Annotated in this window: 14 protein-coding genes, 1 tRNA gene and 1 pseudogene; 10 read left to right on the top strand and 6 right to left on the bottom strand. The window is 51.3% G+C overall.

The genetic code is table 11. From position 1 onward, the window contains the following. Positions 1-35 precede the first annotated feature (35 nt). Together CFX1CAM_RS00150 and CFX1CAM_RS00145 are read right to left on the bottom strand one after the other, a co-directional pair. Positions 36-1,082, bottom strand: a complete 1,047-nt coding sequence (locus CFX1CAM_RS00150; protein WP_087861056.1) for a M42 family metallopeptidase — start codon at positions 1,080-1,082, stop codon at positions 36-38. Continuing rightward, positions 1,079-1,516 carry an acyl-CoA thioesterase gene (locus CFX1CAM_RS00145; RefSeq protein ID WP_157891611.1) on the bottom strand — a complete coding sequence of 146 codons (438 nt, stop codon included), beginning with the start codon at positions 1,514-1,516 and terminating at the stop codon, positions 1,079-1,081. The genes CFX1CAM_RS00150 and CFX1CAM_RS00145 overlap by 4 nt, the downstream gene beginning before the upstream one ends. A gap of 596 nt (positions 1,517-2,112) precedes the next feature. Between CFX1CAM_RS00145 and rpsB the strand changes: the two are divergent. The 6 genes and pseudogenes from rpsB to CFX1CAM_RS00115 form a co-directional block, all read left to right on the top strand. Next, positions 2,113-2,895: pseudogene (gene rpsB / locus CFX1CAM_RS00140) on the top strand (30S ribosomal protein S2); the annotation flags it as partial. 280 nt (positions 2,896-3,175) lie between these two features. Continuing rightward, positions 3,176-3,811, top strand: coding sequence for a translation elongation factor Ts (locus tag CFX1CAM_RS00135; protein ID WP_087861053.1), 636 nt, complete (start codon positions 3,176-3,178; stop codon positions 3,809-3,811). Between the two features lie 66 nt (positions 3,812-3,877). Beyond that, the gene (pyrH, locus tag CFX1CAM_RS00130) at positions 3,878-4,609 is read left to right on the top strand and encodes a UMP kinase (protein ID WP_087861052.1); all 732 of its coding nucleotides are present in this window, start codon (positions 3,878-3,880) and stop codon (positions 4,607-4,609) included. Positions 4,610-4,888: 279 nt separating this feature from the next. Further along, a complete protein-coding gene (gene frr / locus CFX1CAM_RS00125; RefSeq protein WP_087861051.1) occupies positions 4,889-5,446 on the top strand; it encodes a ribosome recycling factor in 558 nt (185 codons plus the stop codon). Between the two features lie 6 nt (positions 5,447-5,452). Next, positions 5,453-6,178, top strand: coding sequence for an isoprenyl transferase (locus tag CFX1CAM_RS00120; protein WP_087861050.1), 726 nt, complete (start codon positions 5,453-5,455; stop codon positions 6,176-6,178). Between the two features lie 19 nt (positions 6,179-6,197). Next, positions 6,198-7,019, top strand: a complete 822-nt coding sequence (locus CFX1CAM_RS00115) for a phosphatidate cytidylyltransferase (protein ID WP_087861049.1) — start codon at positions 6,198-6,200, stop codon at positions 7,017-7,019. Between the two features lie 73 nt (positions 7,020-7,092). Here CFX1CAM_RS00115 and CFX1CAM_RS00110 read toward each other — a convergent pair whose 3' ends face one another. Then, positions 7,093-8,388 (bottom strand): PQQ-dependent sugar dehydrogenase, encoded by a 1,296-nt coding sequence (locus CFX1CAM_RS00110; RefSeq protein ID WP_162287635.1) that lies wholly within the window; start codon positions 8,386-8,388, stop codon positions 7,093-7,095. Between the two features lie 207 nt (positions 8,389-8,595). Continuing rightward, positions 8,596-8,668, bottom strand: a tRNA-Arg gene (locus CFX1CAM_RS00105). 154 nt (positions 8,669-8,822) lie between these two features. Between CFX1CAM_RS00105 and CFX1CAM_RS00100 the strand changes: the two genes are divergently transcribed. After that, positions 8,823-9,131: an FmdB family zinc ribbon protein gene (locus tag CFX1CAM_RS00100; RefSeq protein WP_087861047.1), complete on the top strand. Its 309-nt coding sequence runs from the start codon at positions 8,823-8,825 to the stop codon at positions 9,129-9,131. A 95-nt stretch (positions 9,132-9,226) separates the two neighbouring features. On the opposite strand, the gene CFX1CAM_RS00095 is transcribed toward CFX1CAM_RS00100, so the two are convergent. Further along, complete coding sequence (locus tag CFX1CAM_RS00095) at positions 9,227-10,534, bottom strand: C39 family peptidase (RefSeq protein WP_087861046.1); 1,308 nt, start codon at positions 10,532-10,534, stop codon at positions 9,227-9,229. A 78-nt stretch (positions 10,535-10,612) separates the two neighbouring features. Further along, positions 10,613-11,929: a C39 family peptidase gene (locus CFX1CAM_RS00090; RefSeq protein ID WP_087861045.1), complete on the bottom strand. Its 1,317-nt coding sequence runs from the start codon at positions 11,927-11,929 to the stop codon at positions 10,613-10,615. A gap of 181 nt (positions 11,930-12,110) precedes the next feature. Here CFX1CAM_RS00090 and CFX1CAM_RS00085 point away from each other — a divergent pair, with 181 nt between their 5' ends. The 3 genes from CFX1CAM_RS00085 (at position 12,111) to CFX1CAM_RS00075 (ending at position 16,083) form a co-directional block, all read left to right on the top strand. Then, a complete protein-coding gene (locus CFX1CAM_RS00085; RefSeq protein ID WP_087861044.1) occupies positions 12,111-13,172 on the top strand; it encodes an ArsR/SmtB family transcription factor in 1,062 nt (353 codons plus the stop codon). A 6-nt stretch (positions 13,173-13,178) separates the two neighbouring features. Next, entirely contained in the window at positions 13,179-14,444 is a 1,266-nt protein-coding gene (locus CFX1CAM_RS00080; RefSeq protein ID WP_087861043.1) for an MFS transporter, read from the top strand. A 142-nt stretch (positions 14,445-14,586) separates the two neighbouring features. Continuing rightward, entirely contained in the window at positions 14,587-16,083 is a 1,497-nt protein-coding gene (locus CFX1CAM_RS00075; RefSeq protein ID WP_162287634.1) for a serine hydrolase, read from the top strand. Positions 16,084-16,085 lie beyond the last annotated feature (2 nt).

The following is a 16,085-nucleotide window of genomic DNA, read 5'->3' as shown; positions in this document are numbered from 1 at the left end:
AAATCCCTGTTTTCAAATTCTTACTGCCTGATCCCTCAATTCAACAGGTACGCCAGGCACCAATCAGCCGTAGCAATAAGCGCTTCGGTGTGGGTGCGTTCATAATTGTGAGAAGCATCAACCCCCGGCCCGATCAGGGCTACCGCTACATCACCGCCTGCACGCCAAAAAGCACCGCCATCCGATCCATAAAAGGGATAAATATCAACTTTATAAGGAATGCGGTATTCTTCCGCCAGGGCACGCAGGCGCTGGCTGAGCCCGTGATGATAGGGCCCACCTGAATCTTTAACGCATAGAGTGGCATGAAATTCATCCGAGGTTTGCCCGTCGCCCACTGCGGCCATGTCGACTGCCACCAGCTCGCTCACCTGGGGTGGAATCCCGGCTGCTGCACCATGACCGACCTCTTCGTAATTGCTGATGTGCAGGACCGTGTTCACTTTGGGTTTTTTGCCAGCAGCAGCGATGGCTTTGGCTGCGTAGATCACGCAGGCCACACAAGCTTTATCATCCAGGTGTCGTGAGCGGATAAAACCCTCCGTTTTCTCCACCCGGGGGTCAAAGGCGACAAAATCGCCGACCTCGATTCCTAAATCCAGGGTATCCAAATCGCTCTTTGTGCGTGCATCCAGGCGCACCTCCATATTGTCATCGCTGCGCTCTGATTTACTCACATCCTGGCCGTGGATATGAGCAGAAGCTTGGGTGATAAGCAGGCTGCCCCGTAGAATATCTCCAAAGCGGTTGAACACGCTCACGCCCTCACCTTCAACGGTGTTCCAGGCAAAACCGCCCAGTTTGGTCAACTTAAGTCTGCCGTTGTATTTAATGTCTTTAACCATCGCGCCCAGGGTGTCTACATGGGCGGTTAATGCGCGCCAGGGGCCCTCCGTCTCGCCAGGAAGCGTGGCGACCAGGGCACCTTTGCGGGTTCTTTCCAGTACGATTCCTGGCAGTTGGGCGAGTTGTTCTTCGCAAAGTTGAATCGCCTGCTCGGTGAAGCCGGTAGGGCTGGGCGTCTCCAGGAGTTCAGTCAGAAAGCTGATCATCCCGTTCAGGTCAAGTTCAGGTAGGTTCATAATTCTCCATTCTGCTCTTCAAATTGTGTTATTTTTTCCCGCCAGTCGTCGGGCAGGGGAATGCTTTTTCCAGTTTGGGGGTCGTAGGTAACCACCACACAGGTGCCGCGAGCCAGGGGGGTGTGCTCTGGCGCTGTTTCGATTAAAAAAGCCATGGTAAAACTCTTATTGCCCAAACGTGTTACCCGCAGTCCAACTCTGATCGCCTGCCCAAAGAGGATGGGCACCAGATAATCAATATCGATATGCGCAACGACCATGCCAGTTTGCATTGCGTGGTCGGGGCTCCAGATTCCAGCTCGCTGATAATAGTCAAAGCGAGCGCTCTCGAGGTAGGTCAGGTAGACGGCATTGTTGACGTGGGCTAGCGGATCCAGGTCTGCAAAGCGCACGTCAATGGGGTGGTAATAAGTGTAGTTTTCATTAATGTTCATAAGTGGCATCCAGGTTGATTGATATAGATTCACTGTGTCAGTGCTACCAGGCGGGCAGTTATCAAATCCGTTGCAGTTAAAAACGATTAACTGGGCACCTATCTGCATGGATAACCAACGGCTATTCTCGCGCTTTCAAGCGCATTGCCTGGTATGGCTTTAGTATAATCCCCAAACAATATTCCTGGTGCTTCCATTAAGGTTTCAAAAGGCAAGCTTGACATCCTGCGAGGCTCTTATAAAAATCTCTCGACGCCAATTCTCAAGGTGACCCTTAACAGACAAATTGGTTTTTATAATTTAATGTAATAATTCTGACTAAATTCGAATTAGAAAGCTTATAAAAAAAGGAGTTCAAGGCATCCCTTCGCAAGATTTCAAGTCAAAATGGAAGCAGTGAAACCATGGTCTGCAGTACCCATTGAACGGACGTCGACTTCCCTTTTCGTTATCCATGTGATATACTCATGCCGCTGCAAAATAGCACCAGCAGCACGATTTCACACGTCTCCGGATTTGCCTTGCGTGCTCATAAAATGAGTGATGGGCATTTTAGAAGGAGGCGGAGGTTAAAACGCAAAGGAGATAAATAAACCATGTCACCCGTTGTTACAATGAAAGCGCTCCTCGAGAGCGGAGTCCATTTTGGACATCACACCAATAAGTGGAACCCTAAAATGCGTCCTTACATCTTTACAGAACGTAATGGGATTCACATCCTGGACCTCCAGAAAACCGTTAATCTACTGGATGAAGCCTACGACTTTGTACGCGACCAGATTATTGCGGGCGGAACGATTTTGTTTGTCGGTACCAAGCGGCAGGCACAAGAAACCGTCTGTGAAGAAGCGGAACGTTGCGGTATGCCCTATGTCACCGAACGTTGGCTGGGAGGAACCATTACCAACTGGATGACTATCCAGCAGCGTATCTTTGAATTGGAACGCCTTGAACGCATGCGCGATAGTGGCGAGCTGGAACAGTTGACCAAGAAGGAAGGCCTGATGATTTCGCGGGAAATTGCCCGCCTGGAAAAACGCCTCAGCGGTATCCGCAATATGAGGGGCCTGCCGACCGTCCTGTTTGTGATCGATGTGATGAGGGAAGACACCGCGGTCCATGAAGCAAATCTGAAAAACATTCCCGTGGTTGCCATGGTGGATACCAACTGCGATCCGAAGGGTGTCGATTACATCATTCCCTCCAACGATGATGCCATTCGCGCCATCAAATTGATTGTGGGAAAGATCGCCGATGCGGTGATGGAAGGCAAAGCCATCCGAGGGAAGGATATTGAAGAAGAGGATCTTCGCGCGGAACCAATGCCTGTTGGGCTGAGTCGCTATGTTGACAGCGATGAAGAGCTAGAAGATGCCGACTTGTTGGGCGAATCCACCCTCAAGTATCTTGATTTATCAAAAACCACCAAAGACAGCGAGTTAACAGAAGAACCTGGCGATGAGCTTGAAGCCGAGGTCTTTGAAGAGCTTGAGTTGACCCCAGAAGATGAGCAGCCGTTTGATGCCGAACCGGATGAGCCTGTTGAAGCAGATGAACTCGAAGAAGGCGAAGATGTGCTTGAGGCGTCAGAGGAAGACGCAATCGCTGACGACGCGGAAGAAAACTAAATGACAGCACTGAATGATAGGATGAATTAAGATGGAAATTACAACTGAAATGATCAAAGAATTGCGCAAAGCCACCGGTTGCGGCATTCTTGACTGCCGGGCTGCACTGCGTGATGCCGATGGAGATTTTGATAAAGCGGTGATTGTCTTGCGGGAAAAAGGACTGGCTAAAGCTGCCAAACGCGCCAATCAGGAAGCAGCAGAGGGCGTAATTGAGGTGTATTCTCATGGCGAAGGTCGCTTAAAGGTGATGGTTGAAGTCAACTGTGAAACCGATTTTGCCAGCCTTTCGCCTGATTTTCGGGAACTGGCACATGAAATAGCCCTGCATATCGCAGCAGCAAACCCGCTTTACCTTAATGAAGAGGACATTCCACAGGCAGACCTCGATCGTGAAGCGCATATTGCAACCGTTCGCGCGAAGGATGAGGGTAAGCCGGAACATATCATCCCCAAAATTGTTGAGGGATTTTTGAAAAAATTCAAGCAGCAGACCGTGCTGGTGAACCAGGCTTATGTGCGCGATGAGAGCATGACCGTACAGGACCTGATTAACCAGACGGTGAGCAAACTTGGCGAAAAGATCGTCGTACGGCGCTTTGTTCGCTGGGAGCTTGGCTCTGCATCTGATCCGGTTGAACAGGGGCAGGATCAAGATCAGGAGTAAAACATTCAAAGCCAACCGCAAGGTTGGCTTTATTTTATCAAGAACTTAAATCATAAAGGAGGGCAGATGACCACAAACAAAAATGGGCTTGCTTACCAACGAATCCTTTTGAAATTAAGCGGTGAGGCTCTGGCAGGTGAAGAAGGCCTCGGGATCAGCCCCGATCGGGCAACGGATATCGCTCAGAGGGTCAAACAAGTGCATGAAATGGGCGTTGACGTGGCAATTGTGATCGGTGCCGGCAACCTGTGGCGCGGTCGCACCGGACTGAACGCCGGCATGGACCGGGCGACCGCCGATTATATGGGGATGCTGGCTACTGTGATGAACGCGCTGGCATTGATGGATGCTTTTGAGCGCATCAACTTGATGACCCGCGTTCAATCTGCGATTGAGATGCGTTCTGTAGCAGAACCCTATATTCGGAGGCGGGCAATTCGCCACCTGGAGAAAAACCGCGTGGTGATCTTTGGCGGCGGCACCGGAAACCCTTTTTTCTCCACCGATACCGCCGCGGCACTGCGCGCCATGGAAATCGGTGCGGATGTATTGATCAAGGCGACGAAGGTCGATGGGGTTTACGATAAGGATCCCAATCAACATGTGGAGGCGAAAAAATTTGAGCACCTGTCCTATATTGATACCCTCAACCGGCGCCTGGAGGTGATGGACAGCACGGCAATCTCACTGTGTATGGAGAATAAACTCCCAATCCTGGTGGTAAATTTATGGGATGAGAAAGCACTGGCGAAGGCTTTACTCGGCGAAAAGGTCGGCACATTGGTCGACGAAGGCTAAAGGACCTGACAGATCAGGCTTGCGTGTTTGTTGATGCTCATTTTGAGAGTAGCTTCCCGTTTGACGGGCAGTTTTTCTTAACAGGATCGTAGACTTTTTTCTCCTTATGCATGTACAGTTCATCTTTGCCAGGAGTGATTGGGGTCAGACAAAACCTTGTATGAGCGCTAAAATGCGGTTAACGGGTAAGGCCAGATCTTCTACGCACAAGGTAGACGAGATAAAGCTTTTGTTGTATGCTTAATAATCGAAAATGTAATCAAGCCTTGGAGGAAGAACATGATCAAAGACACCTTGAGAGAAGCAGTCGAGAAAATGCAATCTGCTCTGGATTCCTTGGAGGAGGATCTGTCTGCAATTCGTACGGGACGGGCATCACCAGCGTTGATTGAGAGGCTGCCTGTCGATTATTATGGCGCCAACACGCCCCTGATTCAGCTTGCGTCGATCAGCGTTCCCGAACCACGCCAACTGCTGGTTCGCCCCTTTGACCCTGCAACGCTGAAGAACATTGAGCGCGCTTTCCTGGTCTCGGATCTGGGTCTGACCCCCAATAGCGATGGAAAAGTGATTCGCCTTTCGCTGCCTCAATTGACTGAAGAACGCCGCCGAGAACTGGTACGCATGGTCAACAACCGGATGGAAGAAGCTCGAGTCCGTATTCGCAATACCCGACGTGACCTGATCCGCGATTTGCGAGAATTCGAAAAAGAAGGATTGTTATCTGAGGACGACCAGGCGCGCGGCGAGAAGGAGCTTCAGGAGCTGACCGATAAAATGATTAAAAAGGTTGATGAAATCGGTGCACGTAAAGAAACTGAGATCATGGAAGTGTGATGATTAATGACCACTAACGAAGCCCCCTCCAGGTTTTCAAAAGTTCCCAGGCACGTAGCCATCATCATGGATGGCAATGGTCGTTGGGCTCAGGAACGTGGTCTCCCTCGCATGGCAGGTCATCGCGCCGGGACGGAAAATTTACGCACCATTATTCGCGCCATTGCCAAACTGGGCATTGAGTACCTGACATTGTATGCATTTTCTACTGAAAACTGGTCCCGCCCAAAAACAGAGATCGCCGGATTGATGCATATCCTTTCAGAGGTGATCGACCGTGAGATTGAAGAATTGCATGCGGAAGGCGCCCGCCTGATCCACATTGGTCACCTGGATGGGCTCTCAAGCACGCTGCAGAACAAAGTTCGCGCGGCGATCGAACTGACCAGGCACAACCAGCGCATCAATATCGTGCTAGCCTTTAACTACGGGGGACGGGATGAGATCATCCATGCCATCAAGCGGATGCTGGTAGAACGGGTGAACCCGGACGATGTGGACGAAACCCTGGTAAGCCATTACATGTTCACCGCTGAGATCCCCGACCCGGACCTGGTGATTCGCACCTCTGGCGAGCAGCGCACCAGCAATTTCCTCACCTGGCAGACGGTTTATTCAGAGTGGATCTTCCCCAAGGTCTACTGGCCTGATTTTAACGAAGAAGAATTACAAAAAGCCGTCGATGAATATGCCCGGCGCGATCGGCGGTTTGGTGGACTAAAAGAAGCCTGAGGTTGTAACCAATTTCCCGATGTTGTCCCAACGTGTCAATGCGGCGCTGGTATTTATTCCCCTGGTATTAATCCTGATCTATCTTGGGGGCTGGGCGTTTAACCTGTTCATTTTGTTAATCCTGCTGGTGGCAACCTATGAATTCACGCGCCTATTTAAGGAAATGGGGCATCAGCCTTCACTGGTGATGCTGCTGCTGGGTGTCGCCCTGTTTGTTGTTCAGCGCTGGACTTTGGATGACGCTTATCTCGTGCCTTTGTTGACCCTCCTCGTACTGGCGAACACGATTAATGGATTGGTCGAATATGAACGCGGTCGCGATGGCGCCGCCCTGGGCTTTGTCATCAACCTGGCTGGGATTCTTTACCTTGGCTGGGTGGGCGGGGGGATGATCTCCCTGAGGGCTTTAGAAAATGGGCTCGGTTGGATGCTGACTGCGCTCCCATCCGTATGGCTGGCTGATTCAGGCGCGTATTTTATCGGTAGCTGGCTGGGAGTAAAGAAAATGTCCCCGCGCCTCAGCCCCAACAAGACCTGGGCTGGACTGGCGGGCGAGGTGGTGACCGGCACCCTGTTTGGAGCCCTGCTGGTGCTGCTCTGGCGCTCTGTGGGGTGGCTGCCTGCGGTGACCCCTTTATGGCAGGGAGCGGTGATGGGTTTCGTGCTGGCTTTGGTCTCAGCAGCGGGGGATTTACTGGTGAGCCTGTTTAAACGAACAGCGAAGGTGAAGGATACGGGCAATCTGATCCCCGGTCATGGCGGCATCCTGGACCGGATCGATAGCTGGATCTGGGCAGCCCTGGTTGGTTATCACCTCGTCCAGCTTTTCGCTGTCATCTGAGGTGGACGCCAATTAATTAATTCCAAAAACCACAGCGCTTTCACTGCTGGATGTGACTTGCAGCTAATCCCGGTTATTTCAAGTTCAGTTTGTAAATCCCGCCGCCGATCATATCCGCGATGTAAATTTCACCCTGTTCATCTTCGCCAAAGGCGCTGATCATGAAACTCGTGCTGGTCAGCAGTGCCTGTTTCCAGGTGTCACCGTCCCTTTGCAGTCCCCAGATACTGCCGCTGCAAAAATCTCCAAAAATATACACGCCTTCGAGGGCAGGAATTTCATCGCCCCGGTACACATACCCCCCGGTAATGGAGCAATTCGGAGAAGAGGAATTTGGATAAACATGCACTGGCAGGATTAACCCGTCTGGATCGCAGGAAACGGATCCATAGCATTCTTTTCCTTCCAGGATGTTCCAGCCATAATTTTGTCCGCCGCCGCTGCCTGCTGGCTGGTAATTGATCTCTTCCCAGCGATCCTGACCGACATCGGCGATGTAAAGATCGCCGTTTTCACGGTCAAAGGAAAAGCGCCAGGGGTTTCGCAATCCCAGAGCCCAAATTTCGGGGCGATATTCGGGATCGTCGCGAAAGGGGTTGTCTGCAGGGATTAAATAAGCAGATGGGTAGTTTATCCCTGCGCCATTGAGGCAATTGAAATCCCAAATGATCGTGTTCGATCCCGAGCCGGGTTTGTAAATGCTGGTTTCCATTTCGACATCAATCCGCAACAGCTTGCCATTTAATGAAGCGGGGTTCTGGGCGTTTCCAAAGGGGTCACCGCCGCTGCCGCCATCGCCGACGCCGATATACAGGTAACCATCGGGGCCAAACGCCAGTTGCCCCCCATTGTGGTTCTGGTATTGTGGGTGGGGGAAGGTTAAAATCTGTTCTTCGGAATTGGGGTCAGCCAGGTTGGGGTTTTCGGTGGTAAAAAACCGGGAAAGGACGTTATCGCCAGTGCGCATGGTGTAATAGACATAGAAATAGCCTTTTTCGGCATAATCAGGCGGAAAAGCCAGCCCAAGCAAGCCTTGTTCATTGCCGCCGCCCGAAGCAGGGGAAGCAACCCGGTCTCGGATGTCTAAAAAGGATGTCTCAACCCGTTGAGCTTCCAGGATCAAGATTTGCCCCTGTTGTTCAACGATAAACAGGCGCCCGCTGCCATCCGCGGCGTGGGCAATGCCAACCGGTCGCTCCAGACCGGCTGCCACCAGTAGGGGTGAAATTTCAGGTAAATTCGATTCATCCTGGGCGAAAGCCGGCAGTTGGGGCAGGAGCAGAGAAAATATTCCTGTGCCAACCACCGCAGTGATGAGAATGAAAGCAATCGCCATCCCTGTTTTAGAAAGACTGAAAGGCTTGATCATCTTGGTGTCCTTAATTAAATTTTCAAACATATACGATAATTATAGTCTTAATTATCTTAAATACCAAACCTGTGATAAGGACAGCGCTTGCCCGTCTTTTCTGGGATTAAGCGAGAATCACCCCCCTTAGCGTCAAAATTTTTCGGGAATCTTCAAGCGTGAAGAGCCAGCTTGTTGGTCTCTGTTTGCCGGGCTGGGAAAAAAAAATACCCTCGGTGCGATTCGAACGCACAACCTACTGCTCCGCAAGCAGTTGCTCTATCCATTAAGCTACGAGGGCATCAATCAGAATTTGAATTTTATTCCATATGCCGTCCCCGGTCAAGGGCAGCGGCTGGCGAGGTGTAAGAAAATTGTTAAAAGGAGCGATGTACGCTTGCCAATCGATTTGAAGAGGACTATAATTTTTTTGGTTAACAATCAGGAAGTTAAAAATGCCTACTTATACCTATCATTGCGAAAATTGCGGCGTGCGCTTTGACCAATTTCAGAAGTTCACCGACGACCCTCTGACCGTCTGCCCGGAGTGCAACGAACCGGCTTTGCGGAAAGTTTACCAACCCGTGGGAATTGTGTTCAAAGGCAAGGGTTTTTATGCAACGGACAACCGATCGCCCTCTGGTCAAACCTACCATAGCGATCGGGAGGATTCAGGCAAAAAGGAAACCGAGAGCAAACCAGAATCCAAACCAGAATCTAAATCTGAAGCCAAGGCTGAAAAAGCAAAGTCATCTGAAGCTTGAGAAATAATTGATTAAACATGAAAAGAGAGGCTGCCTTTTTAGACAGCCTCTTTGTTAATGACGCAGCCCCCCTCCATTTACAAAATTTCAAATTTCTAATCCCAGATTCCTAAACTCTGCAACTCATTTTTTGCCACCCACCAGTTGGGATGCCATTTTAAAGCCTCGCGGAAATCATTAATCGCGCCGTTAGTGTCGCCCAAAGCCAATCGAGCACGTCCACGCCACACCCAGGTTTCTTCGATGGCGGGTTCCGCAGATGATTTCAGTACCATATTAGCTAAATCGATCACGACCTGGTAACGTCCTGTGTAATAATAGGCAAAATACGCTCCAGTGGAATACCAGAACAGTCGATATGGTGGCGGGTCAAGCTCATTGTACACGACAAAGGCTTGATCAAAAGCCTGGGCAGCGCCATAGTAATCTTGCAGGTTTACCAAGCTGGTTCCCACGTTATACCAGCCGAAAAACAACTCCTGCCCGCTAAGGTAGTCTAATTCCATTCGAGCTTTATCAAGAGCATGCTGCAAATTGGAGGCTTCATCGGCATGTGGACCAAGAAGCTCAAACACCCTACTTTCTTGCTCGGGTGGATAGATAATGATATAGATGTAATTGAAAGCGCGCCAATGCCGTTCAACACGTTCATAGCTATTGATTGCATTGGGGATACCGGGGTAGGTGTCCTGTACGATATAAACTTCCCGATCATCGTCGTATCCGGTGATAACGTTATAATGTCCCATCCAACCGTCTTTTGGGATTTCTTCCAGGTAACCACGCTCAATCAGCACCGGGAAACCCGCAGCCACGAATTTTTTTATGGTTTCACGATCACCGCCCCAGCGTAGCACAGCGCCCAGGTGAGTTTGAGTGCGAACAAAATCTACCATTTCATAAGGCATGACGTTTCTGTCATTTATTTTTGGCTTTAACCATGCTGCTGTCACCGTCTGATTACCTTCCCAGCCCCAATAAGTCAGCGCGATGGAGAGGTTAGTCGGCCCGCAATTGTTGAAACTCTGCTTTTCATAAATCACACCTTCTAATTGAATAGCTGATGGGAGTGGGGTGGCTGTAGGGGTGGGTGTTTGTGTCTCTGTTGGTGTTGGAGAGACAAAATTTGTGGGCGTTACTGAAGGTTGTACGGTAGCGGTGGGAAACGCTTCGGTGGCTGTAGACGTCAGTACAATTGTGCTCATCATCTCTTGTTGACCTGGGATAAAAATTTTCTCGTCAGGACGGTAGAAATAATTGTAAATATTTCCTCGTAGTAAAGCGAGCCGCCAGGAAAGGCGATTATGGACCGGAGGGAGGAAATAAATGGCTAATAATAATGCGCTGGTGGCGATAATGATCAATACGATCATTAATATCTTGCTGAGCTTGGCGTTTGGCATAGTTGAGATTATATCCTTTAGAGAAATTTATGCAAAATTGCGTATGCAGCCTGTAATTACGCAGTAATTCGCCCCCTTTTAGGGGCTAACCCCCAGGTTATTAAGTTCTGCCAGTGCTGCCTCCCATCCCGGGTGGAATTTTAAGGCAGTATGAAAATCATCAATAGCACCATCAACATCACCCAGCGCAAGGCGAGCGCGACCGCGCCATAGCCAGGTTTCTTCAATTTCTTGAACGCCTGAATTCACAATTGTAAAAGTCGCCAGGTTAACCACGTCCTGGTAGCGACCTGTGTAATAATAGGCTGCGTATGGGCCAGTTTGATACCAGGTCATCCGCCAGGGACGCGCCGCTGATGGGATGGTGGGGTAGACCACATTATAAGCGTGGTCGTAGGCTTGGGCGGCGGCGAAATAATCACCCAGGTTCACCCGGCTGGTGCCCAGGTTGAACCATGCGAAAAATAGATCGCGGCCATCAAGCTCGTTAATGGCTTCCTGCGCTATCTCCTCGGCGTGCTGGAGATTGAAGTGCACATCGGCATGCGCTCCAAGGATCGACAGGACTTCCGGCTCGCGTTCAGGGGGAAAGATGACCACGTAGATGTGATTGAACGCCCGCCAGTAGCGGTAATGATCAACATAAGCCAGGGGATAATCCGCCATAACAAAAGAATCCTGCAAGATGAACCTTTCGCGGCTGTCATCATAACCGGTGATGACGCCATAATGCCCGGTCCAATCCTCATTCGGGCGAACATCGCCCATATCACGCTCGATGATCACGGGAAACCCAGCAGCAATGAACTGCTTGAGGATGTGTGTATCACCGCCGGAGCGCACCAACGCATCCAGGTCGGTGTGGATTTTAACAGCCGCAGCCATTTCCTCGGGCATGATGTTGCGATCATCCGGATGAGGGCGCAGCCAGGGACGGGTTGTCTCTTGATCGCCAGCCCAGCCCCAATAGGATAGGGCCATAGCCAGGGTGGCTGGGCCACAGTTGTTCATCTTCTGGTATTCATGGCGCACCCCTTGCAGGATGACGCTGTCGGGAATGGCAGTTGGCGTGATGGTGGGAACCCGCGTCTCCGTCGGGGTGGAGGTCATCAACACGGTGGGTGCCAGTGAGGGTTTAAGTGTGGGAGTTAATGTCGACGGCATGGCAGTTAATGTCATGGAGACGATGGCGTCCATCTCTTCCTGTTGCCCTGGTGAGAAGACTACCTTGCCGGGAGGATTAAAAAAGTAAAACACCTTTGCACGCAGGCTGGACACCCGCCATGCCAGCCGTTCGTGCACGGGTGGCAGGTAGTACACAGCCAGCATCAATGCCAGCAGGGCAAAGACGACCAAAAAGCCCATCAGCAGCCGTGTTAATTTCGGATTGCGCATAGTGGGATTATAGCCATTCGCGGTCTTTAAGCAAATAATCGACCAGACCGGTAACCGTACGTATGGTTTCCAAAAAAGGTATTTTTAATTTCATTTAACCTTGACAAATTTCTAAAATTAGATTAATATCTAATTTGTAAACAATGTATTGATACGTAAATTTAATCTGTGAGGAGAATTCATGAAGCAACAACCTGAAATTTTGTGGGACAAAGGCAGCGCCTATGACCTATTCACCAGCCTGTATATTCTGCATCGACCTGAAGAGTATGGCTTGCGCCCTTCCTGGGCAGCGGGCGTGCGCTCACGCTTGCCGATCCACTTGCGCGATGCCTTAGAGCGAACCCAGAGGGTGGTCTACGTCCCATTAGCGTGGCTGCATGCGCTCCCTGAGCCAAAGGACGCAGCCACTGTCATGGAAGCACTCAAAGCGCTATCACCGGAAGAGCGCTTACCTGCACTTGTGTTTGCAGACAAGACCGATCAACAAAAGGTAGAACAGAAAAACTACCTCTTATCGTTAAACGGCAAACAACGCCTGACGGCTCAAATCGAAAGACAAATCACGTCTTATCTCCCCAACCAATTCCGCGTTACCAAGGAATACTTGCGCACCGTCTTTGAAGCCTGGGTTGATCGTGAGCAGTTCGGGAACGACCTGGTCCTTGCCCTGGAAGCTTATATCAACAATTTTTTCGGAGAGGAAGAAGTTCGGATCAAACCTGCCCAGGAGCAAGCCTTGAAGGATGTCCAAAACCTGTTCCGTGAGCATGATCTATTAACCGTGCTGGAGACCCTTTCAACCGGGGTGCGTATGGAATCCGTCAGTGAGTTTTCAACCCTGATCATGGCGCCATCTTTTTGGGGTGCACCCTTTGTGTTTTCTGATAAGTTAGACGATCAAACCGGCATCATCCTGTTTGGCGCTCGACCGGAGGGAACAGCCCTGATTCCAGGGCAACTGGTTCCGGATGAATTGTTGAATGCCTTAAAAGCCATCGCCGACCCCACCCGTCTGCGAATTCTGCATTATTTGCGTGAAAACGGCCCCACCAATCTCAGTGAACTGGCTGCCATCCTGCGATTACGGCCACCAACGGTGATCCACCACCTGCAAAACCTGCGCCTGGCTGGGATGATCAGCGTGACGGTTTCACCCAAGGCAGAACGGCGCTACGCCCTGCGCATTAGCGGGCTGGACACAACCATTTATCGACTGCGGATTTTCCTCTCCGGAGAGTAACTCAATTTGAAGTCTCAGCAAAGACCGCCTCACAATCCGGAGGGAGTGGTCAGAACCTACATTAAACGCGTCCGCGCATTTAGCCCTAATGCGCGGATTTATTTAATCAGCATCATCATCTATGGGGCGGGGTTCGGTATTCATCGTATCCTGTTCAATTTTTTCCTGCGTAGCCTGGGTTATGATGAAACTTTTATGGGGCTGCTCTCGACGGTCAACAGCATGACCGTGTTGATTTCCGCCCTGCCCATGGGCTATTTAGCCGACCGATTGGGGCGAAAGTCGACCCTTGTCCTTGCCGTCCTGTTGACCGGCGCATCCATCATATTCATGGTGGGCTTCCCCTCAACGGGCATCCTGATTGTCACAAACATCCTGATGGGCATTGGTTCCAGCCTGGGCGCCGTGGTCAGCGGCCCGTTTATGATGGAAAACAGCGGTGAAGAGGAGCGCACTTACCTGTTCAGCATGCAATCAGGCTTGCAGATGGCCGCCAATTCTGCCGGTGATTGGTTGGGCGGCTATTTACCCTCCTGGTTTGGCAAAATTTTCAATGTGTCCCCCGTCAGCTCAACTGCCTACGCCTGGGCAATTGGCATGGCGGGCGCGCTGGTGATCAGCACGGTCATTCCCCGCTTGGCACTGAGGGGGGACAAAGAAATACATGAGAGCCGCGCAGCCTTCGCACCGATTGCCTTTGGCCGGAAACACCCGGGGTTGCTGGCAAAGTTGCTGCTACCCATGTTTGTCACCTCGATTGGCGCCGGGTTAATCATGCCTTTTATGAATATTTTCTTCAGCAACGTACACCAACAGCCTGACCCGGTGATTGGTGCGCTGATGGCTTGGGGTTCTTTAGCCATGGGGGTGGGCCTGATCCTCGCCCCGGCTTTTGCCGATCGCTATGGCAAGATTCGTGTGGTGGTCTTCAGCCAGGCAATCTCAATTCCTTTTTTAATCATATTGGGCTTTTCACCCATGTTTTGGATGAGCGCAGGCGCGTATTTCGTCCGCCTGACCCTGATGAATATGAGCACCCCCGTCTACCAGACTTTTGTAATGGAGCAAGTTGAGGCCGATTCCCGCGCCATGGTGGCCAGCCTTAACAGCATGGTCAACAGCTTTGGGCGGGCGTTCAGCCCGGTGCTCAGCGGGTGGATGCAGGTGAATTACGGCTTTGGCCCGCCCTTTACGGGCACAATCATCACCTACATCATCGCCATCGGGATGTATTATGCCTTCTTCCTGCGCGGGAAAAAGCGGGCTGTCTGAGACTGTGACCGGTCAATAGGTCACAAATCAGCACCCAAATTTTAATTCATCCCTCAATAACACCTGGGTCATAAGGGCTTGCTATCGGCGTGAGCATGGCAAGGTGGTAAAATCAGTCCATGGTCAGAAAGCGGTTATGCACATGAAATCTAAAGCCTTTCGCTGGGTTCTGGGTGGTTTGGGAGCCTTCTTTATCCTGTGCAGTCTGGTCATCACCCTGGTAGAGCACAACCGGTTTGAAAGCCAGCCGCTCCTGTTTCCGGCCGGCAGCCACGTCGCAGGCGTTCCCATTGGCGGCCTGGATGCTCCATCTGCCCAAGCCAGGCTGGCTGAGTTCTACGCCCTCCCCCTGGTGTTAACCATCGATGGCAGCACCATCCACGCCGATCGACAGACCCTGGGCTTCACCTTTGACCCTGATGCGCTGGTTGCTGAAGCTGCCAGCCAGTTTGATCGGGGTCGGTTTTGGGATTATTTACAAGGCCGGAACAAGCCTTCAACACCCATTGAGGTCTCTCTTGCCGCCAATGTCGCTACAGAGCAGATTCATGCTTTTCTGCAGAACGAGATTGTGCCGCGTTATTCCCAGCCTGCTACTCAAGCCACTCCCATCCTCAACACAACGAACTTCTCCGCTGGTGAACCCGGTACCCGCCTGCAGGTTGACCGGGCGGTCACCGCTATTCAGGCAGCTTTGCTCAACCCTGCTCAAACCGCGGTTGAACTGCTGCTGACGGAAAGCGCCCCTGAGCCGGCAGATATTGAAGCGCTGAAAACCTTCTTGCGTCACAATATCGACTGGATCGGGTTTAATGACCTGGCGGAGGTTTATTTGCTCTCGTTGAGCTCCGGGCAGAGCATCCATTTTGCCCAACGTCACGGCGAGCTGGTTGCCCCGGACATCGCCTATACCGCCGCCAGCACCATCAAGATCCCGATCATGGTCTCAGTCCTGCGGCGGATCGACGAACCTACCCCGCAGCCGGTGGTGAACTTATTTGAGCGAATGATTGCCTTCTCCGAAAATCCGCCGGCAGACACGCTCATGTCTGCATACCTGGACGAAGTGCGCGGTCCGTTGATCGTCAGTGAAGACCTGGTCGAGCTGGGCATGGAGAACACCTTCCTTGCCGGGTACTTCTACCTGGGCGCACCGCTCTTACAACGTTTTGAAACGCCTGCCAATACCCGTACGGATGTTTTCCTCGACCCGGATATCTATAACCAGACCGTGCCCTCAGAAGTCGGTCTGCTGTTGGGAGCGATCTACACCTGCGCACAGGATGGAAGCGGTTTGCTCACTGAGACCTTTCCGGGAGAGATCACCCAGTCGGAATGCCAGTTGATGGTTGACATCCTGGCTGGCAACCGCATCGGGTTGTTGATCGAAGCCGGCCTGGGGCTTGAGGCGAAAGCCGCCCACAAACATGGCTGGGTGCAGGACCTGGATGGTCAGTTGCGGTTTATCAGCGATGTGGCGATTGTCTTTTCCCCGGGCGGTGATTATGTTGTGAACATTTTCCTATATGATGCTGAGCGAATGGATTTTGACCATGGCAATCGATTATTCGCCAGACTCTCGCAGACGGTTTATAATTTCTTTAACCTCGACGATCAAGTGTACTGGTGGTTTGATTAGAT

This window comes from Brevefilum fermentans (assembly GCF_900184705.1).
Classification (GTDB): Bacteria; Chloroflexota; Anaerolineae; order Anaerolineales; family Anaerolineaceae; genus Brevifilum; species Brevifilum fermentans.
Note: the sequence above shows the minus strand (reverse complement) of the source record. Positions and strands in the feature narration are given on the sequence as shown.